Consider the following 22,221-nt stretch of genomic DNA (forward strand, 5'->3'; position numbering starts at 1 on the left):
GCTTACGCCCCCTGCTCTGGGTTAACTGGCTTAAAGAAACTGTTACGGCGTACCGGATTAAAGCCGGAACGAACAATCATCTCTTCAAGCTGCGGAATTGTCATAGCCTGATCAGACGCAGCACCTGCATCGTGACCAATTTTCTCTTCAACAATAGTTCCGTCCAAATCATCAGCACCAAAGTGCAATGCAGCTTGCGCAAGCTTTACGCCAAGCATAACCCAGTATGCTTTAATATGCGGAATATTATCCAGCATAAGGCGGGAAATAGCGATAGTACGGAGTTTATCAAGCCCTGTATGTTTACCTTTGCGCTCTTCAGGTAATTCAAGCATGCTGTTTTCTGTGAGGAACGGAAGCGGAATAAAACAGGAGAAGCCGTTGGTTTCATCCTGAAGCTTACGCAGTTTATCAAGGTGATCTAAACGATCATCAATTGATTCAAGATGCCCGAACAGCATTGTACAGTTTGATGTAATACCGAGCGTATGCGCTTCACGCGCCACATTCAGCCATTCATCCCCTGTTGCTTTTCGTGGACAAATTTTTTCGCGAACTTCAGGTGCAAAAATTTCTGCGCCGCCGCCCGGCATGGCTTCTAAGCCGGCAGCTTTTAAGCGCTCTAACACTTCCTGAGTAGAAATATTTTCAAGCTCAGCAAAGTGTGCAATTTCTACAGCGGTAAATGCTTTTACAACAATACCGGGGTAGGTTTCCTTGATGCGCCCAATGGCTTCTTCAAAAAAGCTCAAAGGAAGCTTAGGGTGACAGCCGCCGACGATATGTACTTCATCGTACGGAAGACCATCTTTAGGATCGAGCTTAGCTACAATATCATCTAGGCTCAGACAAAATGCGCCCTCTTGCTCGTCTTCTTCTTTCTGGTAGGCACAGAAAAGACAGGCATTTACACAAACGTTTGTGTAATTGACGTGACGGTTAAGAACATAATACGTGGAATCCCCATGCATACGTGTACGCGCATGATGCGCCAACGCGCCAAGGGCGTTTATGTCTTCACAGGCAAACAGTTTTCTTCCGTCTTCAATGGACAGTCGATCACCGTTCATGACCTTTTCAAATACACTGCCCAATCCGAGATGGGCATAGTAACCAGCATCTAACATAATCACGGTCTCCAGATGTCTACTAAAAACAACCACGCAGCATGCGTTATGGAAAGGCAGTATCACGATGTACTGTTGTTACCGCAGTGTGAAAAGCAAATTAAAACGTTCCAATTTACCTAACAAACAAAGCACAGTATAAAAAACGTGCGGCAACTTGTGTGTGTGGTCTTCGGCGGGCTGAGTATCTGCTTGCATGCGAGCTATGTCAACCGTAAGAATAGACACAAACAAACCCCACTAAGTGCGTTACCTTTAGAACAATAAGCTCCTATATATCGGAGGTTTTTATGCAGTTAGAACTCGGCATTTCCCCCTGCCCTAACGACACATGGATTTTTTACGCCCTCGCAAACAACAAAATCGATTTACCCTTCGACATCAAAATGTACATGGCAGATGTTGAAGACTTAAATATCCGAGCACGCAAAGGCGATATCGCCGTAACAAAACTTTCAGTGGCAGCCATGACAAACTGCCTCGACGAGTATATTTTGCTCCGCACCGGTGGTGCCCTCGGCAGAGGCTGCGGTCCGATAATCGTTACAAAAAAAGACGCATGCTTCCAGTCCGCAAGAGAACCAGACAAAAAGGTTGCCATACCAGGCAAGCTCACCACTGCAAACATGCTCCTATCGCTCAACAATTCACTCAAAGGTGAACGAGTAGAAATGCTCTTCGATGAAGTCATGCCAGCAGTACAAGCAGGCACAGTAGACGCAGGTGTTGTCATCCACGAAGGACGCTTCACCTACGAAAAATTCGGGCTCAAAAAAGTTCTAGATCTCGGTCAATGGTGGGAAAACACAACAGGTCTTCCCCTGCCACTTGGCGCAATTGCCGTACGCCGCGACCTCGGTATGGACGTAGCACGTCAGCTCGAAAAAGCTATTCGTGCAAGTCTCGCATACGTACAACAGAACCCCGATGAAGCTACCGCATACATTAAAGAACATGCACAAGAAATGGACGACAGCGTCATCAAAGAGCACATAGCGACCTTCGTCAACGAATTCTCAATGGAACTCGGCGCGGATGGCGAATATGCCATCCAGCTCATGCTTGAAAAAGCATTTGAAATCGCTGGCAAGCCAATGCCAGATCTTCCTGTTTTTGTGACTGACTAGCCTGTCGTGTGTTAACAGCAAATTATGATGAACTACCTGTATACATGCCTCTTCCCACTTGTTAATGCGTACAGGGAGTGAAACAATTTGCTAAGTTCTTTAAGTGAAACTGGAGATGATAATGGTGAGCAATGAATTTCTTTTAACAACATTACTTGTTGTATTAATGCCTGGTACTGGAGTTATCTATACAGTATCAAACGGTCTTTTTGGTGGAAGACGATCCGCACTTGCAGCGGCATTAGGTTGCACCGCCGGTATTATTCCCCACCTGCTTGCAAGCATTTCTGGACTTTCTTTACTTCTTCATACGAGCGCCCTTGCCTTCCAAACGATAAAGATAATCGGAGCAGGTTATCTACTGTATATGGCGTGGGTAATGTGGCGTGACCCCAATGCCCTTAAATTTGAGAATTCTGGTAAAGAGCAAGGTGTATGGCGAGTCGCTGTAAGAGCGATGCTCATTAATATTTTGAATCCTAAACTCTCGCTTTTCTTTTTGGCTTTTCTCCCACTCTTTATTTCCGCGGAGGAAACCTCGCCAACAGTGCAGATGTTTATCTTGAGTGGAATTTTTATGGGCCTTACGCTGTGTATTTTTGCACTCTACGGACTGTTTGCTCACAGTGTTCGCTCTTACGTTATTAATTCTCCGAACATTATCAAGATGCTACAACGATCTTTTGCATTCGCTTTTGCTATGTTTGGTATAAGATTAGCAATGGCAGAGAGATAAAAGCTCGCCGGACTTCTTCCCAAATCGAGAAGTGAGCATTTATATTATTCTACTGTAGTGACTAAGAAACAAACCAAGAGAAACTAAATAATACCAAAAAGTTAGGTATAGTCGTTAAAAAACATAGCCCTTGTTATCTAAATGATAACAAGGGCTTTTTTCATAACAAAAATTTAAAAAATCCAAGTTGCTGATAAAACAGTATTTTAGATCAATAATTACTCGTTGTTTTTGGCTACAGCTTGCTGCCCATATATGCCCATACCGATGGCAAAAAGGACAAGCGCCACACCAAAGAGACCGTAGGCGCCTGTTGGACGGCTGAAAAGCACGACATCCCATACGAACGCCAACGCTGGTTGCAGAAGCATGAGAAGCCCTGCGATTGCTGCTGGCAGGTTCGGGAGCCCTTTTGATATGAACGCCCAGCCGATGCCTTGGCAGAATACACCGTAAATGATGAGATAGAGCCAGTCGCTTGAAGTTGGAATGACAAACGAATCGCCTGTTACATTCATCGATATGCCGACACTCAGAGCTGTAAGCAAAGAGATTATGCCCATGTTGGCAAATAGCGGCAGCTTTTTTTCTGTAGACTGCGACTGACGCAGACATATTATGTAACTAGAATATGATATGGCTGTAAGGATACCGAATAAAAGTCCCCAGAGGATATCTGATGATATTTCATTCAGATCAAGACCTATGAGAAGGAATAGACCTATTACGGCAAGCGGCAACGCAACTATGAGCCGTTTGGAGATTACTTCTTTGAACAGAAGTGCCCCGAATGCTGCTGTTGCGAATACTTGCAAGTTGCCGAGGATGGTTGCTAACCCGGGACCGACGTATCCGATAGCTCTGTGCCAGCATTGAAGATCAATGGCAAAAAAGAGTGCCGTCAGTATGACTAGTCCCCATATTTTTAGGGGAACAGAAAACCGCTCTCGTCTAATGACGGAAAATATCATGAGAGTTATTCCACCAAAAAATACGCGATAAAAAGCTGAGCTATCTGGTGACACACTGGAAAGCCGTACAAGTACCGGCGAAAAACTGATTATGAAGGCACCTATTGGCACCGCAATATATGGCGAAGAAAAAAACGTCTTCAACTGCTGAAGCACTACAACTCCCCTGCTTTCACAAGCGCCTGATGCGCATCCTGTTTCTTACCGCACGCTTCTAACGCACGGGCAAGCTGGAGCCATGCTCCTTTAAAGTCCGGTCGCAGTGCTGCTGCCTGTCTGGCAAGCACTTCTGCAATTTCCGGATCTTCTCCCCCATCCAGATAAATACGCGCCATTAATTCCAGCGCTACCGCGTCCTGTGGATTGTAAAGCAATGCCTGATGAAGATGTTCGCGAGCTTTGTCCGGATTTTCTTCCTTCATGCATAGACGCGCAAAGTTGCGCTCCACAAGAGGTTTGTTTTCTTCCAAAGCACGTGCACGTTCAAAGAAAGTACGCGCTGTGGCAAAGTCGCTCTCCATTTCATTCACCTGCCCAAGGCGAATGAGGGAGAAAAAGTGTTTCTCATCATGCAGGAGACAATCATCGTAATAGTCACGGGCAGCTGAAAAATTGCCGATTGTCTGCGATATGTGCCCTAAGTTGTACAAGGCCATCACATCATCTTCGTCACGGGCGAGTGCGCCTTCAAAGTGCTTACGAGCCTCTTCTGGTCGCCCTAATCCGGCGTAGCACACCCCGAGGGAATTCCACGCCATTGTGTTATCTTCATCTGCAAGCAGCGCGCGCTTATATTCTTCGATAGCACCAAAAGAATCATTCTTGGAATAAAGCTTGTCTGCACTGATGTTAAGCGCGAGAGAATCAAGAATACCGACCCGTGGAGCCGGAAGCAGCATGCCATATTCAAGTGCTTTTAAACAACATTCCAAGGCATCACCTTTACGGTAATCCAAGTATGGATAACAGAAAACACCCACTGCTGCTTCGATCCCTAAGTTCGTTAACAGACGTTCACACAGTTCATTAAAAAGAATCTGTACAAACTCCGGCTTACCTTCTGGATAAAAGCAAATAAGTGAGTTGAGACCGTATCGACCACCGATCATTTCGCTACCGAGAATGTCACGGCATTGCTGCGTGGCTTCCGCTAAAATTTGTTCCCCTGCTCCGCCCTGTACGTGCGGGATACGGGAAAGGCGGATAAGCGCAAGAGCAAAGGAATCTGTTTTTTCACGTTCTTTGGTGAAACGACCGATGAAGTCTCTGTGCTTGTAAAGACCGGTGAGCGAATCCAACTGCTCTGCCTCGTCGTTCTTTTCTACCGCTACGCCGATGCCCTTTTCTTCCGGCAACAACTTAATGGCGTCAGTCGGCTCCACAGCCCATGTGGGGTCACCCATATGCATAATCTCAGCTATGGAATCTGCTTCACGCACTTCCATAAGCACAAGCTCCCCTTTGTACAAAGGATGCCTGTTGATAAGAGAATTAGCGGGAACGCCATTGGCGTAGGTGGAATCATAACTACATGACCATACGGAAAACCGCTGCCCTTCACGTGCGCCCATAGACATTCCCACATCAACCACAACGCGGCTGACAGGAAGCACTTCACGGACAGTTCCGCCTTCATGGAGCAGACGGTTAAAACCGAGCACGTGCGGAATAGTAAGAGAATCGCTGAGGCGCTTTGCAACGCTAGCACCGATACGTGCTTTACGGAGCAGCAAACGGCTCTGCTCATCGCTTTTCAACTCAAACTGTGCTCCCTCAAAATCCTGAGGAAACGCAGCATAGCCTGCGGCAATATCGACACCTACGCGATGTTCCGTGATGGCATGAACTTTTTGGATAGACCGGAGAGTACGAACAGCTTCCGCAGCAATTTTTCTGCAGGCACTTGATGTTCCGGCAGGAACAAGGATAGCGTATTCATAATCACCGCTGTTACACACAAGAGCCTGCTCCGGTGCGACAGCCGCAAGGGCGTCTGCAAACTGCACAGCCAGCTCTTCAGCGAACAGGTGACCAAATTCTGTTTCGACAGAACGAAGTCCTGAAAGATCGAGAAGCACGACACCAACAGTGGCGCGATACTCTTCACTCCCTGCGGTACGGGGTTCTCCGGAAAGATGAAAACCTTCACGGATCATACGCAGTTCGCGATTAGCTGCATGGTGCAGGTAATCACGGGTAAACAAACCATTCTGCGCATTTGTAATGCTGGATTTCATGCCTTGAACTTTTTCAAGCGCCAGCGTTGCCACCGCGGGAAGCATAGACATGAGGGTCTTGGGCGCGCGAATGCTTACGCCTCTGGCCACAAATTGCCCATAAAATTTATTGTTCATCACAAGGGGTAACAAAAGTTTTTTCTCTTTTGCATCCCAAACAGCTTCAAGACTTTGTATCTTTCGGGGAAAATACAAACTGTATGATGAATAGTTGAGAATAGATTTAATCGATTCAGCGAGTAGATGCTCATAAGTTATGAGATCAAATCTGCTTAACTGTGTCCGCTCTGAATTCAGAATATCTATTTGCGCTTTCATAACCATTTTTTATACATAGGTTACACCACAATGAAAAGCATCGGTTGCTTTTTGCCTTATTTTCCAGAAGGCTACACCTACTGTCTGGCCTGCTTCACCTTGTGGTATTAAATAAAAAAATACGCTACCAAAATAAAAAAACACCATAACAACCTCTAGTATAACATAAAAACGAGGAGACCGCATGTCCAATCCTGTTCTTGCTGCTTTACAAGAGCGCCGCAGCATACGAAAATATACTGATCGCGAAGTTACCCGCGAAGAAATCACTGCAATGCTGGAAGCCGGTCGCTGGGCACCAAGTGGAAAAAACAATCAGCCTTTCCGCTTCATTGCGCTTCGTCCAAATGATCCACGGATTGACGGATTAGCAGATTGCACGATTTACTCACATATCGTACACAATGCAGCTCTGATGATTGGCGTTTTTCTCGACAAAAATTGCCTGTACCACGAATTAAAAGATCATCAGTCCGCTGGCGGTTGTATTCAGAATATCATGCTCGCGGCACATTCTCTCGGTCTTGGCTCTGTATGGCTTGGACAGATGATGAACAATGCTGAGCAGGTTCTTGATGTTCTGTCCCTTGATACTGACACATATGAATTCATCACATTTATTGCCATCGGCGAACCTGCACAGGAGGGAACCTCCTCACGTAAGCCGCTGGAAGATATTATGCTGGAGCAATTTTAATGCAAGTAAAAACATTCCCTTTAGGCCCGCTTGAAACAAATTGCTACGTTCTTTTCCACGAAGGAAAAGCTGTTGCAGTTGATCCTGGTGGTGAACCGACTACTGTCGTCGAGTTTTTGAAAGAAGAAGGCCTGGCCCTTACTCATATTCTTGTTACTCATTTTCACTTTGACCACTTGTACGGAATTAAAGCACTGCAAGACGCAACAGGTGCAGTCGTCATTAGTGGCACTGAAGATACTTTCCTTCTCGATTCCGAAGTTGGTCAGGGCGGCATGTGGGGATTCCCTAAGGTTCCTCCATTCACCTTTACCTCAATTGCAGAAGGCGACCACACCTTTATGGATTTAGACTGTAAAGTACTCGCCACACCGGGTCATTCCCCTGGCAGTCTTTCCTTTTTCTTCCCTGCTGCAAAGGCAGTGTTTGTAGGCGATGTATTATTCTACCGCGCCATTGGTCGTACCGACCTGCCGGGTGGTGATTTTGATGTTCTGAAAAAGTCAGTAACAGAAAAAATCTTCGCACTCCCACCTGAAACCGTAGTATATTCAGGTCACGGACCACATTCATCCGTGAACGACGAGCAAATTAACAACCCGTATTTTTCTGACTTCCAGCGCTAAAAAGTTTGTTCAGGCACTAACTTAGTGCCTGAACAAACAATAATATCAGACTGTTGATCAATCATCCGGTACAAACACAGTACGTTTGTTTTGCAGAACATTGGTCATTAGCAGCTGGTACGTTAGCGTAAGGCTAGGCGCACAAACTTAATACGGGGGTTTCATCGATCTGGAGTTATCATGACAACACACAATGAAGACACCGACACAACTGTAGCTGATTTACGAAATGCATGTTGAGGCTTGGGACTCGAGATAAGTTTTTATCTCGGCTTTCAGAAGAAGAACAGAGTCCTTCTTCTGCTTCCCGCTAAGGCACATGCTCCGCTGGAGTATGCACTGGAGAAATATCCTCAGTGGCAATGTGAAATCCAAACAGATGATGACACAGAGCTTTCAGCTTTGTGCAAGCGTGCTGCAAAGAAATAATTCTGCAGCTGCTGGAAGGAGAGATGATGAACGCACAACAATCTTTTGCCAATGCTCTTCAAATATTAGGGTGCAGCGCCCGTAAAGGTGGCAACACTGACGATGCAGCAAGACTGTTTGCCCAAGGGTACGAAGCTGCTGGTGGACAAACACAGACGCGTTTTATGCGCGACTATACCGTCCGGCACTGTACAGCATGTGAAGCGTGCGCAGTTCCCGGTAATAAAAAATGTGTGCAGGAAGGTAAAGACGACAGCTCAGAACTCTATTCTATGCTGATGGAAGCACCATCGCTGTTTATAAGCTCGCCGATCTATTTTTACCATCTGCCGTCCATCTTTAAAACGTTCATAGACCGTTGTCAGTGCTTCTGGTTCCGCCAACATAATCGTGACCCATTTGTACTTTCTCTTCCACCGAGAAAGGCATACATCTGCCTTGTTGCAGCACGTCCTGTCGGCGACCAGCTATTTCACGGTTCATTGCTGACACTAAAATATTTTCTGTCTCCGTTTAATATCAGCCTGGTAGAACCACTGCTTATTTACGGAAAAGACGGCCCTGATGAACTGGCAAATGATCCGGAAACCATTGAGCGGATTAAGGACTATGCAACGGCAGCGTACAACGACACTGTCCCTCGTTTTTCAACCCAAAAATAACGCACGGAAACCAGAACATGCATAGTGTTTTTGCTTTACTCAAGAGTACTGCCGCGTTTCTGGGATTAGATGAAACCCGATGCGTTTCATGCTTTGCGCCCTATAGTCCGGTGAAGGAAATGTCATTTCGTTCATTGTACGAAGAAAAGAGCGCTCTGCCTGATAAAACAGAATACACAAAAAGGCTCCATCACCAGTGGAGCCTTTCACCCCAACTTTGCCCAGATTGTCTGCGCCACTTGGCGCCCCGTTCTCAAGGCTATTGTCCAGATTGCGGCATGCTATACGCAAAAGCGGTCGGTGCCCCGTCCCGCTGCTCTACCTGTATGATTACTCCACCGCCGTGGACACACATAACATTCTACGGTGCCTATGAAGGCATCCTGCGAGAGCTGCTTCTTAAACATAAATTCCACGGCAGACTTGATGCAGGGCTCACACTTGCCCGCTTGCTCGCAGCTATATATTCACCTCGAGAAACTCCTCCTGCCGCAGTTGTACCAATCCCGCTCCATGAGTCCCGTCTTCTCCATCGCGGTCATAACCAAAGCATGTTATCCGCAAAACTCATCGCACAAAAAATTGAAGCTCCACTTTTGCCGGATTTACTTCGCCGAAATCGTGAAACAGCTCCACAGGCAACTTTAAGTAAAAAAGAACGCAACCAGAACCTATCCGGCGCGTTCACTGCAACTATCCCCACCTCATTCCAAAATGCTCACATTCTGCTTGTGGACGACATTGCCACAACAGGCTCAACCTTACGACAGGCCGCGAGAACTCTTCTTGAAGGCGGCGCTGGCTCTGTTGAGGTTGCCATCATGGCTCGAACACCTGAGCCAGAAAATGTGATCAAAAAATAGAATCAACTAACACACCAGATTTACAAGCTAATTATGTAAAAACGCTGATTTTTTTCTGCCTTCTGTCAGACAGGTGACACATATTTTGTCTTTTTATTTTAGTAGTGACACGAATATCCAATTCGTATAACCACGACATAGGTGTTCACTTATATCTCTTTTTCCAAAGTAATAGGAGCAGTTATGCGCACTACCATTCTTACCTTTATTGCCTTTATGCTTGTTGCCAGTCCGGCTTTTGCCCACTTCGGCATGGTTATTCCTGATTCGAATGTTGCCACTCAGGAAACACGTAGCACCAACTTAACGATTTCTTTCTCCCACCCGTTTGAAGGCGCAGGCATGAAGCTTGAAAAGCCGAAACAATTTTTTGCTATCGCAAACGGTAAAAAAATCGACCTGCTCCCTACTCTCTCCACAACAAAAGTTATGGATCAAGAGGCATGGAAAACTGCATTCCGCTTCAAACGTCCGGGCGTATACCAGTTTATTTTGGAACCAACACCATACTGGGAACCGGAAGAAGACTGCTTCATCATCCATTATACAAAAACATATGTTGCAGCATTCGGCTCTGAAGAAGACTGGGATGCTCCGGCAGGACTGCCTACAGAAATTATTCCGCTCACTCGTCCTTACGGGTTATACGCAGGCAGCAGTTTTACCGGTCAGGTTCTGTCAAACGGCAAGCCCGTAGCAAATGCAGAAATTGAATATGAACTCTACAACAAAGATGGCTTTACAGCACCGACCGAACATCACGTAACCATGGTTACCAAAACAGACAGCAACGGCGTATTCACTGTTACCTGTCCAAAAGCCGGATGGTGGGGATTTGCAGCACTCACCACAGCAAATTATACTCTTACTGCACCTTCAGGAGAAGAAAAGCCTGTAGAATTAGGTGCAGTTACATGGATAAAGTTCGACAATTTTAAAAAATAAGACTTTTTTTGGAGCACCTCTGCTCTTGACTCATGCCTTATTATAGTTACATGGTACGGGATATCTATTTACATGGAGAATTGTATGAAAATGATCCGCCTAATTGCCTTACTCCTAATCCCAGTCATAGCCGCCGTTTTTGTTTTCGGCATGGCAGACTTCGCAGAAGCCAAGCGTTTTGGCGGGGGTAGGTCATTCGGCAGTAAGCCGATGTTCAGCAAAAGCTTTTCTAAGCCCGTACCTAAGGCTCCGCTGAACCAAAACAAATCCGCACTTTCCAGCTCCGCGCAACCGCGCAGGGGTCTCTTCGGTGGCATGGGTGGCATGTTCGGCGGTCTTCTCGCCGGTACATTGCTTGGCTCAATGCTCTCCGGTGGAGGGTTTGGCGGCATTGGTTTCTTTGATATTATCTTGTTTGGATTGGCGTTCCTATTTCTCCGCAAAATGTTCCGGTCTCGAAGGATGGAATCGCGACAATCTGCCTACCAAGGCGGAGGGTCAGCGAATTACAACCAGCAGCAAGCATATACACCACCTGAAGACAATTATTCAAACATGCAACGACAATCTCAGGATGCATGGTCAAGTCTACGAAGCACACCTGCGGGTGGCGGTCATGCACAAGACGTGCAGCCAGAGGTAACCACTCCGGCCGGATTTGATACTGACGACTTCCTTAAAGGTGCTAAGGTGGTATTCAACCGCCTGCAGCAGAGCTGGGACAGCCGAGATCTTGATGACATTAAGCAGTTTACAACCCCTGAAGTCTACGAGTCTATTAAACAGCAGATTAAAGAAGACCCTGAACCATCCCGTACTGAGGTTCTTATGTCTAACGCCCGCTTGCTCGAAGTTAAAGACGAGACAGACGGCCTTCTTGCCACTGTCTACTTTGATGTTCTCATGCGCGAAGATCAATCAGCGCAGAACCCTGAGCAGGTACGCGAAGTATGGCATTTCTTTAAAGCCCACAAAGACGACTCCATGTGGCTTCTCGACGGTATTCAGCAATTAGAAAACTAGTCGACATCCACTGACAATACGAGAAAAGGGGAAGCATATGCTTCCCCTTTTTGTTTTCTATACTGCTACGATGCAGTTAACTCGGGCTTTTTAAAAATCACGCCCTGCTGTGCAGCAAATTCTCTAAGCTCCGCTGCGGAATGTACACATAGCTTATTCATAAGATTAGAACGGTGCTTTTCAACTGTTTTTATACTTACCACAAGCATATCTGCAATCTCTCTACTCTTATAGCCTTCTGCCACAAGCTGAAAGATCTCTTCTTCACGCGGTGTCAATTCAGCCAGTGGTGATCCACCGTCGTTTGTCGCGCCTCCGTTCAAATATCCCCGAATGACATTGTTTGCCACTCCCGGAGAGATGTAGGTCTTTCCGTCTAATACGCTTGTGACCGCAAGTAGAAATTCTTCACTTGTAGCATCTTTAAGAATGTAGCCATCGGCTCCGGCAGACAACGCAGAATGAACATAATCGTTAGCATCATACTGTGTGATTACGAGAATTTTGATGTGAGGAAGAGTACGCTTAATTATTTTAGTTGCCTTTAAGCCATCCAGCTTCGGCATTGACAAGTCCATCAATACCAAATCTACGGTCAAGGTTTCACATAGTTCTACAGCTTGATACCCGTCGCCTGCTTCTCCTACCACAACAAAGTTTTCAAATGACTGTAATAATGATTTCAGCCCTTCACGCAACAACACATGATCTTCAGCTAAAACAACATGATACAACGATTCCATTAAAACGCCTGCCTTTAGGTTTTACCCCCAATGTACACACACTAATAGCCTAAGCGCCTGTCTATTCCATGCGCTAACTATCTTCAGTTGCTACCCTTATATGAGTAGTAATCAGACTATACCCTACCATAAAAATACGGACACTCTCAACACAAAAATACAGCATGCGCCTAATTCACGCATCACGAACAATATGGTCTATTTTATATCAGAGTAGGAGAGTATCCGCGGGATCTCACAACGACTGCGGATATATGGTAATTCGTCTAACTTTCGATAGTAAGGATGGCTTTATGAGAGAAACTGTAACTCGCGTGACACAAAACATGGTTCTTGGTGCAAGACAATCTAAATGGGTAGCAGAGCAAATCGGTAAACCTTACCCTACAATGATGCGTGAATTAAATCCGTATGACCAAAGTGCTAAACTTGGCGCGGATACTCTACTCGACATCATGCGTGCAACCAAAGACATTACAGCCCTTGAATTTATGGCAAAAGAGCTTGGTTACGAACTTAGTCCGGTTCAACTTGAACTAGATCACCCCTTCACCGACGAGTAATCAACACATTTTTCATGTTCTACTGCCAGACGATTTGATACAATCGTCTGGCAGTTTCTTTTTATAGGCTCACACAAACGCTTACGTATCGGAGTGGTTATGCAAAAAACAATTCTTATTGCAGATGATCGTCCTGAAATAAGAACGCTTGTACGTATCACTCTTGCCAGTGACGGATTCAACGTTGCCGAATGTAAAAGTGCACCGGAAGCCATCTCCTTGGCAAAGGAGCTGGCTCCACATCTTATCCTTATGGATATTGATATGCCGGGCGAGTACAACGGTATTGTTGCTACCAAAATGCTCGCCGCGAATCCTGAAACGAAAAATTGTCCTGTAATTATGCTTACAGCATCGCGGGACGCAATTAAAGCCTGTATCGAATCCGGTGCAGTCGCCTACCTCACAAAGCCTTTCAGCCCCATCGATTTATTAAAACACGTACAGCAATTTGCGCGCAATAGTTAAGACTATAACAGCAACGCATTCCTCGTATCCACATCGCTTTGTGGTAAAATACCCGCTATACCTGCTATTCTCATAGTACATATCCTAGAGTGGCGCATATTATTAGAAGACAGCTTCTCTTTTTCAAAGCTGTTAGCAATAATGTGCCCATGCAAACTTTCTTTGAAGGATACACGCTATAGTCTAAAAACAACACCTGCGAGCTGGAAGTAAAAGAAGCATATGCTCAGCTTATTAAATATGCTGAAGACTTGCATACGACCATCAACCTGCTCAAAGATTCTCATCTTGATCTGGAGATGGCGTACGTAGATACCGTAAACAGGTTGGCACAAGCAGTTGAATACAAAGATGAAGCAACCGGTCACCACGTCTTACGTATATGCTTTTTCAGCGCCATTCTTGCCCATTCACTCGGGCTTTCAAACGAAAAAGTACTTAGAATTTACAACTCAGCAGCGATGCATGATGTTGGTAAAATCAGCATACCGGATTCCATCCTTCTAAAACCCGGGCCATTAACTACAGAAGAATTTGAAATAATGAAGACCCACACCACGGTGGGGGCAAAACTGCTTGCAAATTCAAAATCCAGCCTCTTGGAAACCGGACATATTATTGCGCTGAATCATCATGAACGATGGGATGGAACGGGATATCCAAATGGACTTACGGACACAAATACTCCGATTGAAGGCCGTATTGTCGGACTAGTTGATGTGTATGATGCGTTACGCTCCGAGCGACCGTATAAGAAACCATACTCCATGGAAAAAACCACAGCCATTATTCGCAACAGTTCCGGAAAACATTTTGATCCAAAACTCGTTAAAGCCTTTTTTGAAAATCTTTCACGCTTTGCGCATGTTGATGAGATTTTACGCAACCCAGACCAACAAGATATTGAAATTTTGTTTAAGGAAGTGCTCCCCGATTGCACGCTAACCCACAGTTCATCTATTACAACCATTTTATGACGTCAGGCAACGCTGTATGCAGACAGAACCAAAAAAATACATACTGATTGCTGTATCTGAATCAAAAGCAGCAGCACAGCTAAAAGAAGGGATAGAATCAACATGCGGTATACCCTGCCTCGTTGCGACAACCTCTTCCGAAGCCTTCAGTATGGCCTCACGGTACAGTGACCAGCTACCGCTTGCTATTCTAGACACTTCTTTAACGGGCATTTCTGAAAATTTATTCTACGTAACTGCGGAACATAGCATTCCGACTCTGCTCCTTACTGACAACTACACCGAAGCATGTGCCTCCTGCACATTGTCCCCGACAATTATCGATGCAGTGCTCAAAAGCAGCGATCTTGTCGCGAATGTTATCGAGGTCGTACAGCGCCTGCATCAAAATAGAAATACAGAAGTTCTGATCGTCGACAGCTCTGCATCCGTCCGGCACTATCTGTCATATGTCGTTTCGAACTATATGCTGAACCCGCGAACAGCACCCTCCGGCAAAGACGCTCTGGCTCTGCTGGAACATGAAAAGTTCCCGCTCATCCTCATTGACGCTCACCTTAGTGATATGCCCGGTGTCGAACTCACGCGTTTGATACGTAAAAAACATCCGCCGGAACTTACATCCATCATAGGGATTTCTGGAAATTCAGATCTACATATCTCCGCCATGTTTCTAAAAAGCGGTGCCAGCGACTTTTTGAATAAGCCGTTCAAACGAGAAGAGCTCTACTGTCGTATGATACAGAATCTAAAAATGACGGAACTGCTCTATTATTTGGAACAACTGAATGCGCTTAAAAACAAAATGCTCGGCATGGCAGCCCATGATTTAGTCACGCCCATCACCGGCGTACAGGGACTCTCTTCTATTCTTAAGGAAGGATACGCAGGTGAATTGACAAAACAGCAGAAAGAAATTGCTCAGGCAATATTTTCAGCCAGTAACGACATGCTCACCCTTGTTACTGACATTCTGGATGTTTCAACAATCGAAAGCGGACTGCTTTCCATCAAAAAAGAACCTATTCAACTGAATGACATTGTAGCTCGGAGACTCGCTTTTGCCGGACTCACTGCGGCTCGTAAATCAATTGCTCTTCATCACAACCTCGAACCGCTGGTGGAAATCCACGGCGACCCTAAACGCATAGGACAACTACTCGACAATCTGCTATCCAACGCTATTAAATTTTCTGATCGTGAAACAACAATTCACATCAGCACAAAAAAAATAGAAAACAACATTCTGCTGATTATAAAAGATGAAGGGCCCGGAATAGCAGAGGAAGAGCTCGAACAATTGTTCACACCATTCACTAAAGGCGCAGCCTCACCAACCGGAGACGAACCAAGCCACGGTCTCGGATTACACATAGTAAAGCGTATTGCTAGTGCCCATAATTGTAGTGTAGATGTAGCAAGCTCTCTGGGCAACGGCACACAATTTACCGTCAGCTTTCCTTTGGAAGCTGCTTCAAGCTAACTTTTTCCACCCAACATTATATGATACCTAATCTCTCAACAGTGACTGTTCCGGAAACGTTGAACAACACACGCCTTGATGGTGCACTTTCTCTATTTCTTCCTGAATCCGGTATGCGCGTGCGCAGAAGAGTTTTCGAAACCCATACGGTTCTCGTTAACGGTATCCCACGTTCAAAAGGGTATTCGGTCTCCACTGGTGATCAAATTCTGCTCGTTGAAAAAACAGTTCCGAAAAGCATAAAACAAGAGACCTCCACAACGAAAGCGTGCGTTTCGGACGACAGTGCAGAGCTTAAAAAGCAGTTACATATAGTGCATGAAGATGCTCATTTTGCAGCAATTTACAAGCCGGGCGGACTACATACCGCAGCTATATCAGGAAAGAGTTCACCCAATCTCGAAGCGGAATTGCCAGCCCTGTTTGCCCATCACACGACGTCTGAAGATCCGCTGCCTATCCTTGTAAACAGACTCGATTGCCTGACCTCGGGGATGGTCATGGCTGCAAAGTCAGAAGCCGCAGCAGCCATGTTCAAAGAAATTGAAAACGCCGGTGCTGTAGAAAAAATATACATTCTTCTCGTGCATGGCTCCGTGCCCGCTCCCCTGCATGTGACCAACAAGCTTGATATGGCAAAACGCAAGGTAACAAAGGTATTGCCCGAAGCAGATACCGACCCGCTTCGTCACACAATGTTTCTTCCCCTGTTGGAAACCACTATTCCAGACGCCCCTTCCAGTTCAGCAACGCTCCTTATGGCTGCAATAAGCAAAGGGGCGCGCCACCAAATTCGTGCTCACATTGCTTCCCAAGGATTTCCCATCGTCGGAGACCCGCTCTACGGCCCCCCTCAACCATGTGCTGAAATAGCACCTCAGACCATGTACCTTCACCACTACCAAATAGAACTTGGCTCCTTTTCTGCCATGTGTCCTCCAATATGGAACGCATGGGAACAATGGAAAGGATCAATTCCTACTAAATAATCAGTGTGTTATAAAAAAATATAAATTTATTGCATTTTTTAATTGAAAAAGATTTTCAATTTCAATATAAAGGATTCAACCCGAACATAGTTGGCTGAAAACAAATATGAAATTACACATCACCATTACTCCTTCACAGTCCACCGGACCGTCTCCCCAACGACGGTCCGGTCTGTATTCATCAAGAACTCCCGAAACATACGACGTCTACTGTAGATAGCTGTTGTATTTCCATACAGCAGCATAACCAAACAGGAGACAAGATTATGGCATCAGTATTCATTACGTACGGTTCAACTACAGGCAACACAGAATACGTTGCAGAAAGCATTCAACGTACACTGGAACAAAGCGGTCACGAAGTAACCATTGAAGATGTTGCAGACATCAAAGTTACGGACCTGGCTAAAGCCTATGATCTTTGCTGCCTTGGATGTTCCACGTGGGGTGATGATGAAATCGAACTACAGGATGATTTTATCCCCGTATTCGAAGAAATCGAAGGCATTGACCTTGCTGGTAAAAATATCGCCTGCTTCGGTTGTGGCGACAGCAGCTACGAATATTATTGCGGCGCAGTAGATGCAATTGAAGAAGCATGCAAAAACGCAGGCGCTTCCGTATTTGCCGAGTCACTCAAAATCGACGGTGATCCAAAGGCCGAACAAGCAGACATTGATGCATGGGTAAAAGACCTCATTGCTAAATTAAACGCATAGCATAAAGGGGTGTCCTATGAATCAATCGCTAAGCATCAGCTCTTGTCATCATGCGCAAGCAATCCGAAATTTCTTTAAGAAGACACGGATACTTAAAACTGAACGTCCTTCCCCATACACGGACAAAACCCCGCAGCATGATGACATTGAACAAAACCCATAAAAAAGGGGAACAGGTAATGCTACACCTGTTCCCCCCTTCTACAAAACAAGAGACATGATATGAGTAAGCGAAATATCTTTGAAACAATTGCCTTTGTCTCCACTATCGTAGCTTTGCAAATTGCAGCAGCAAATCTGATGCTGTAACAGCAAGCATATACAAATTTCTACGCTGGGCTTACCCCAGCCGGAGCTTCAGCTGGTGCATTAACTCGGTCTCTTCACTGATGCGCACCAGCTCTCCGGCTACACAAGCTCTGCACTTTAGCACCCCTTGCTCCCGCGGGGGTGCTTTTCTTTTGCCTCCGGCGGGGCTTTGACGAGCCTCCGGCGACCGCCTATCAGCGGGATTGCGGGACTTGCCTCCGGCGGCTTAAGAACCCTTTTGGTAAAGGGCTTCTTAAGAATCTCCTAAAACTTTTATCTGCGAGGCCTGCACGTTTTTTACGTACCCTCGCGGCTTATACGCCACTACCTTTCGAGAAATAAAACGAACTGTTCAACATACCTAGAACAGCTCGTTTTTTGTTTATCAAGTCAGTGGAGTTAAGCCGCGTGAAAACATTATCAGCGTATATTTCATCGCATAGTAAAAAATTTTTGAAGGCCTTTGACCGTTAACGAGTCTTCGAGTTTTACGGACGAAGAGAGTGTAACGGGTCTGGGGGAAACTTTTTTTAAAAAGTTTCAGCCCAGCCGTCGGAGACATAAAAAAGTGTCGCAGACAACAATTACTACGATACACAACACACGACAAACTCAATTAAAAAAACTCAACCACAAAAAACAGGCTGTGGAGTTAACCACAGCCTGTTTCATTTTATTACGTAGAGAGATTGCTAGTTCCAGATGTACGATGCACCGTAGACAACGACGAATACGCCGATGCCGAATTTAATGCTCATACCAAGGGACTTTCCATAAAAGGCGCCTTTTGACGCGATCATGGCTTCGCTTAAATTTCTGCCATGTGCAATTTCAAAAACAAGACACCCTGCGTATGAACCGCCTAGGGCTCCGATAAGGGCACCGAATCCGAAAAAAAACGGAGCACCGATAATAGCGCCACAGATGGCACCAATGATACCGCCCAGGTTCCCTTTCTTTGATCCGCCATATTTTTTGGCTCCCACAAGCTGGGAAATAAACTCGAGTGCTTCACCAAGCAACACAAGCCCGCCGGTAATTACAAAGAACATGGTGTTCATATCCACAGATTCTGCGGGATACATGAACTTCCATAAAACTAGCATGCCCATAATCAAAAAGTTTGCGGGCATGCTCAGAAAATGCAGGCCGAGAAACGCGACCATCAGAGCTGTAAAAAACAACTGCAAAAACTGTTTCCACTCAATATTCCTTATTCTCGTTTATCTACCACTCGCTGCGCCTTGCCTTCTGATTTTGGCAGACTATTATGCTGAACAATTTCAACACGCGGTGTGATAAGAATTTCACTACAAAGCCTTGAGGCAATTTTACGTTGCAACCCTTGCAGTACACGCATGTCATCTACAAAGTGTTCATCTTTAATTTCCACTTTTACGCGCAACTGGTCTATAAAATTCTCACGCTCAAGCTCAATTACATAGTTCTCACCCACTTCATCAAATTCCATAAGCACGCGTTCGATCTGCATAGGGTAAATATTAACCCCTTTAATAATAAGCATATCGTCTGCACGGCCTAGAATTCTATCAATGCGTCTATGCAATCTGCCACAAGGACATTCGTCAGTAATAAATCGAGTAAGGTCTCTGGTACGGTAACGAATAATCGGCATGCCGTTACGGCACAAGGTTGTCATAAGCAACTCGCCAATTTCTCCATCCGCCACAGGCTCTAATGTATCGGGATTCACAATTTCAGGAAGAAAAGCATCTTCCCAAATATGCATACCATTCTGTTCTGTACATTCAAAAGCTACACCCGGTCCGTTCATTTCTGAAAGACCGTAGGAGTTGTATGCCTTTGCACCGAGTAATTCTTCAATACGCTGACGTGCTTCTTCCGTATGCGGTTCTGCACCTGTTACAATAATACCCAATGGTAAATCATCCGGCGTCATGCCCATGTCGCGCAGTGCTGCACCCAAGTATAGAGCATAGGAAGGAATAATGTGCGCAGCATACGTGTTGAAATCTTTCATCAACTTGAACTGACGCTTTGTATTACCCGGCCCAGAAGGCATAGTAAGACAACCTAACCGCTCCGAACCATAGTGCAGGCCGAGACCACCGGTGAACAGTCCGTACCCTGTCATATTCTGGAATACGTGCTCTGCACGAACACCCACCATATGAAGACAACGGGCTACGAGATCAGACCAGTTATCGAGGTCACTCTGCGTGTAATGAATAACGGTCGGAGAACCTGTTGTACCGCTGGATGCGTGCATACGCACAATATCTTTTAGCGGAACGGTGTTCATTTTATCCGGATACTGGGCACGGAGATCATCTTTAGTGGTAACTGGCAGCTTGCGCACATCTTCAACACTCTGAATTGAATCAGGCGTAATTCCCATTTCATCGAATTTATTTCGATAAACTGGAGCCTTGCCAGCCTGAGCTATAGTTGTGCGTAAGCGGGCAACTTGTGCCTGTTCGATTTCTTCCCGTGACCAACCTTCTGCCGGATCAAAGTATACCATTCTACAACCCCTTATTCTCTAAATGAGGGGGGATTATACGTAGCTAACTGATGATGTCAATTTCGGCATTGTCGAAATTCAATTTTTATTCAATATTCTGTGATGCTTTAAGAAGGCCGAAGCATCCTGCGAGCATCATATCGCCACCGGGAGCAATCATAACGCCCTGCCCATCAAGAATCGAGCGCTTTGGTCCAAGCAAGTATGTTGGGAAAAACCCTTCAGCTTCATCCGGTAATTCAAGGTACATACACCCATGACCACCAGCATCGCGCACCATATCGTCAGTAAGCCAACCTCGACGAAATTCTTTTAAGTCGTGGATCAACTCTTCCTTAGACAACATGCCTGTGTGGTGTTCATAGACACCGTAAATTTTTTCCTGATACACGAGGAAAGCAGAGATATGACTGTTGCCGACATTCACAACTGTAACGCCAGTACGCCAGCTACGCTGCGCCACTTCCGGAACATACAATGCACCGAGTACTGCCGCCGAAGCACTGTCAGCTACGCATCCACCACCGGTTGCCTTCTGAATTGTGGCAAGTCGGGTAAGAGCTGCGGTAGGCTTTCTATATAGTAAGGAATATGGATTGCCTTCATGACGGGTCAAAAGATCATTCCACATACGGAATCGACCGATTCTATTTCCTTCGTCCTCATGCACACCGTGATCCTGAGCTGCTATGATCACTTCATCTGGATTCGGCAAGCCTGCCATTCCGAGGTACGCACTCCACCAGCCCGCATTATAGTCGCAAAGCTCAATAGGAACGTAGTCGGAAGGACAGCTATCACAAATAGTAACGCCAATTGCTGCCACACGTTTAGGATCATCGTTCAACGCGTAAGCAGCTTCCGGATGAATAGCCACATGAAGACCTGCATCAAGATGCTTTTTCATTGCACCAAAGAAACCGCCCCCCATATTGGAGCCAAACATATAAATATCACGCTTGGCATTGGTAAGCTCCATGATACGTTTTGCAATCATTTTTGCTGGAGACGGCAGAACAAACTTACTGCAATTTTCCAATTCAACATCATCGCGGTAATACAAAACGTCCTGAGTTCCGCTACCAATATCAAGAAAGAGAGTCGATTTCATATAAATGCTCCAATGGAGTTATGTAACGTAGGATAAGCAATCTTGCTCTTGCAAAAAACAGCATTTTTTACGCTTCGATATGCAAGACCATTCAGGTATCTAATTTCATGCATCACAAAAAGCTAGAAATTTTGTGTATCCCTAAAAAGTGCTTCAGAGATGAGGAACTACAAACATACTATTTAATCAGCTACATAGACTAACAATATGTTTTTCAAGATATAAATGCCTTTTTAAAAAATGCAAAAAAGACAAAAAAACGCTTGCAAAGCACCGCCGTTCCGCATAAACACTTTTCCGCGCTGAGGAACAACACCTTAGCGCACCCCTCAGAACAACGCGTAAGCGAAGTTCAAATAAGTGCCCAGGTGGTGGAATTGGTAGACACGCTATCTTGAGGGGGTAGTGGGCTACGCCCGTGGGAGTTCGAGTCTCCCCCTGGGCACCATGCACTTAGGAAAAGATCATACGAAAGTATGATCTTTTTTTTTGCTTTTTTTCTACTCAAGACTTTTCACGAAAATGCTGCGTTCCATTTCTCTTCAAAAATAGAGACAACGTTATTCAACCGTTGCTATCACATATTTTTAGA

23 protein-coding genes and 1 tRNA gene are annotated in these 22,221 nt (G+C 45.5%); 16 read left to right on the forward strand and 8 right to left on the reverse strand.

Going from position 1 to position 22,221, the window contains the following annotated elements:
* Window positions 1–2: 2 nt before the first annotated feature.
* Window positions 3–1,127: an aminofutalosine synthase MqnE gene (mqnE, locus tag MKHDV_RS10370; protein WP_160714986.1), complete on the reverse strand. Its 1,125-nt coding sequence runs from the start codon at window positions 1,125–1,127 to the stop codon at window positions 3–5.
* Window positions 1,128–1,417: 290 nt separating this feature from the next.
* Between mqnE and MKHDV_RS10375 the strand changes: the two genes are divergently transcribed.
* Window positions 1,418–2,254, forward strand: a complete 837-nt coding sequence (locus MKHDV_RS10375) for a 1,4-dihydroxy-6-naphthoate synthase (RefSeq protein ID WP_160714988.1) — start codon at window positions 1,418–1,420, stop codon at window positions 2,252–2,254.
* A 121-nt stretch (window positions 2,255–2,375) separates the two neighbouring features.
* Window positions 2,376–2,990, forward strand: a complete 615-nt coding sequence (locus tag MKHDV_RS10380) for a LysE family translocator (RefSeq protein WP_160714990.1) — start codon at window positions 2,376–2,378, stop codon at window positions 2,988–2,990.
* A 218-nt stretch (window positions 2,991–3,208) separates the two neighbouring features.
* Here MKHDV_RS10380 and MKHDV_RS10385 read toward each other — a convergent pair whose 3' ends face one another.
* The 3 genes from MKHDV_RS10385 to MKHDV_RS10395 form a co-directional block, all read right to left on the reverse strand.
* Entirely contained in the window at window positions 3,209–4,117 is a 909-nt protein-coding gene (locus tag MKHDV_RS10385; protein ID WP_160714992.1) for a DMT family transporter, read from the reverse strand.
* Window positions 4,117–6,249, reverse strand: coding sequence for a tetratricopeptide repeat protein (locus tag MKHDV_RS10390; protein WP_254060456.1), 2,133 nt, complete (start codon window positions 6,247–6,249; stop codon window positions 4,117–4,119). The genes MKHDV_RS10385 and MKHDV_RS10390 overlap by 1 nt, the downstream gene beginning before the upstream one ends.
* Window positions 6,250–6,525: 276 nt before the next feature.
* The gene (locus tag MKHDV_RS10395) at window positions 6,526–6,702 is read right to left on the reverse strand and encodes a hypothetical protein (protein WP_160714996.1); all 177 of its coding nucleotides are present in this window, start codon (window positions 6,700–6,702) and stop codon (window positions 6,526–6,528) included.
* On the opposite strand from MKHDV_RS10395, the gene MKHDV_RS10400 reads away from it, so the two are divergent.
* The 6 genes from MKHDV_RS10400 (at window position 6,701) to MKHDV_RS10425 (ending at window position 11,761) form a co-directional block, all read left to right on the forward strand.
* Entirely contained in the window at window positions 6,701–7,213 is a 513-nt protein-coding gene (locus tag MKHDV_RS10400; protein WP_160714998.1) for a nitroreductase, read from the forward strand. The genes MKHDV_RS10395 and MKHDV_RS10400 overlap by 2 nt on opposite strands.
* Window positions 7,213–7,839 carry an MBL fold metallo-hydrolase gene (locus MKHDV_RS10405; RefSeq protein ID WP_160715000.1) on the forward strand — a complete coding sequence of 209 codons (627 nt, stop codon included), beginning with the start codon at window positions 7,213–7,215 and terminating at the stop codon, window positions 7,837–7,839. Before MKHDV_RS10400 ends, MKHDV_RS10405 begins: the two co-directional genes overlap by 1 nt.
* Before the next feature lie 455 nt (window positions 7,840–8,294).
* The gene (locus MKHDV_RS10410; RefSeq protein ID WP_160715002.1) at window positions 8,295–8,930 is read left to right on the forward strand and encodes a flavodoxin family protein; all 636 of its coding nucleotides are present in this window, start codon (window positions 8,295–8,297) and stop codon (window positions 8,928–8,930) included.
* A 119-nt stretch (window positions 8,931–9,049) separates the two neighbouring features.
* Complete coding sequence (locus MKHDV_RS10415; RefSeq protein WP_160715004.1) at window positions 9,050–9,793, forward strand: ComF family protein; 744 nt, start codon at window positions 9,050–9,052, stop codon at window positions 9,791–9,793.
* Window positions 9,794–9,976: 183 nt separating this feature from the next.
* Window positions 9,977–10,738 (forward strand): DUF4198 domain-containing protein, encoded by a 762-nt coding sequence (locus MKHDV_RS10420; protein ID WP_160715006.1) that lies wholly within the window; start codon window positions 9,977–9,979, stop codon window positions 10,736–10,738.
* A gap of 84 nt (window positions 10,739–10,822) precedes the next feature.
* Window positions 10,823–11,761, forward strand: a complete 939-nt coding sequence (locus MKHDV_RS10425) for a Tim44 domain-containing protein (RefSeq protein WP_160715008.1) — start codon at window positions 10,823–10,825, stop codon at window positions 11,759–11,761.
* A gap of 65 nt (window positions 11,762–11,826) precedes the next feature.
* On the opposite strand, the gene MKHDV_RS10430 is transcribed toward MKHDV_RS10425, so the two are convergent.
* On the reverse strand, window positions 11,827–12,504 hold the full coding sequence (locus tag MKHDV_RS10430; RefSeq protein WP_160715010.1) for a response regulator transcription factor: 678 nt from the start codon (window positions 12,502–12,504) through the stop codon (window positions 11,827–11,829).
* A 293-nt stretch (window positions 12,505–12,797) separates the two neighbouring features.
* Between MKHDV_RS10430 and MKHDV_RS10435 the strand changes: the two genes are divergently transcribed.
* The 7 genes from MKHDV_RS10435 to MKHDV_RS10465 all read left to right on the forward strand — a co-directional run bounded on the left by MKHDV_RS10435 (window position 12,798) and on the right by MKHDV_RS10465 (window position 17,866).
* Window positions 12,798–13,067 carry a phage regulatory CII family protein gene (locus MKHDV_RS10435; protein WP_160715012.1) on the forward strand — a complete coding sequence of 90 codons (270 nt, stop codon included), beginning with the start codon at window positions 12,798–12,800 and terminating at the stop codon, window positions 13,065–13,067.
* A gap of 99 nt (window positions 13,068–13,166) precedes the next feature.
* Window positions 13,167–13,535: a PleD family two-component system response regulator gene (locus tag MKHDV_RS10440; protein WP_160715014.1), complete on the forward strand. Its 369-nt coding sequence runs from the start codon at window positions 13,167–13,169 to the stop codon at window positions 13,533–13,535.
* A gap of 251 nt (window positions 13,536–13,786) precedes the next feature.
* A complete protein-coding gene (locus MKHDV_RS10445; protein ID WP_160715016.1) occupies window positions 13,787–14,512 on the forward strand; it encodes an HD-GYP domain-containing protein in 726 nt (241 codons plus the stop codon).
* 16 nt (window positions 14,513–14,528) lie between these two features.
* Window positions 14,529–15,995 carry a hybrid sensor histidine kinase/response regulator gene (locus MKHDV_RS10450; protein ID WP_160715018.1) on the forward strand — a complete coding sequence of 489 codons (1,467 nt, stop codon included), beginning with the start codon at window positions 14,529–14,531 and terminating at the stop codon, window positions 15,993–15,995.
* 20 nt (window positions 15,996–16,015) lie between these two features.
* Window positions 16,016–16,984: an RNA pseudouridine synthase gene (locus MKHDV_RS10455; RefSeq protein WP_160715020.1), complete on the forward strand. Its 969-nt coding sequence runs from the start codon at window positions 16,016–16,018 to the stop codon at window positions 16,982–16,984.
* 266 nt (window positions 16,985–17,250) lie between these two features.
* Window positions 17,251–17,703 carry a flavodoxin gene (locus MKHDV_RS10460; RefSeq protein WP_160715022.1) on the forward strand — a complete coding sequence of 151 codons (453 nt, stop codon included), beginning with the start codon at window positions 17,251–17,253 and terminating at the stop codon, window positions 17,701–17,703.
* 16 nt (window positions 17,704–17,719) lie between these two features.
* Complete coding sequence (locus tag MKHDV_RS10465; RefSeq protein ID WP_160715024.1) at window positions 17,720–17,866, forward strand: hypothetical protein; 147 nt, start codon at window positions 17,720–17,722, stop codon at window positions 17,864–17,866.
* An 838-nt stretch (window positions 17,867–18,704) separates the two neighbouring features.
* Here the strand turns inward: MKHDV_RS10465 and MKHDV_RS10470 are convergent.
* The 3 genes from MKHDV_RS10470 to MKHDV_RS10480 all read right to left on the reverse strand — a co-directional run bounded on the left by MKHDV_RS10470 (window position 18,705) and on the right by MKHDV_RS10480 (window position 21,629).
* Window positions 18,705–19,202: a DUF456 domain-containing protein gene (locus MKHDV_RS10470; protein ID WP_254060457.1), complete on the reverse strand. Its 498-nt coding sequence runs from the start codon at window positions 19,200–19,202 to the stop codon at window positions 18,705–18,707.
* Between the two features lie 23 nt (window positions 19,203–19,225).
* Window positions 19,226–20,518 (reverse strand): phenylacetate--CoA ligase family protein, encoded by a 1,293-nt coding sequence (locus tag MKHDV_RS10475; protein ID WP_160715026.1) that lies wholly within the window; start codon window positions 20,516–20,518, stop codon window positions 19,226–19,228.
* Window positions 20,519–20,603: 85 nt separating this feature from the next.
* The gene (locus tag MKHDV_RS10480; RefSeq protein ID WP_160715028.1) at window positions 20,604–21,629 is read right to left on the reverse strand and encodes a DUF1786 domain-containing protein; all 1,026 of its coding nucleotides are present in this window, start codon (window positions 21,627–21,629) and stop codon (window positions 20,604–20,606) included.
* A 362-nt stretch (window positions 21,630–21,991) separates the two neighbouring features.
* On the opposite strand from MKHDV_RS10480, the gene MKHDV_RS10485 reads away from it, so the two are divergent.
* Window positions 21,992–22,077, forward strand: a tRNA-Leu gene (locus MKHDV_RS10485).
* Window positions 22,078–22,221 lie beyond the last annotated feature (144 nt).

The organism is Halodesulfovibrio sp. MK-HDV (assembly GCF_009914765.1).
GTDB lineage: Bacteria > Desulfobacterota > Desulfovibrionia > Desulfovibrionales > Desulfovibrionaceae > Halodesulfovibrio.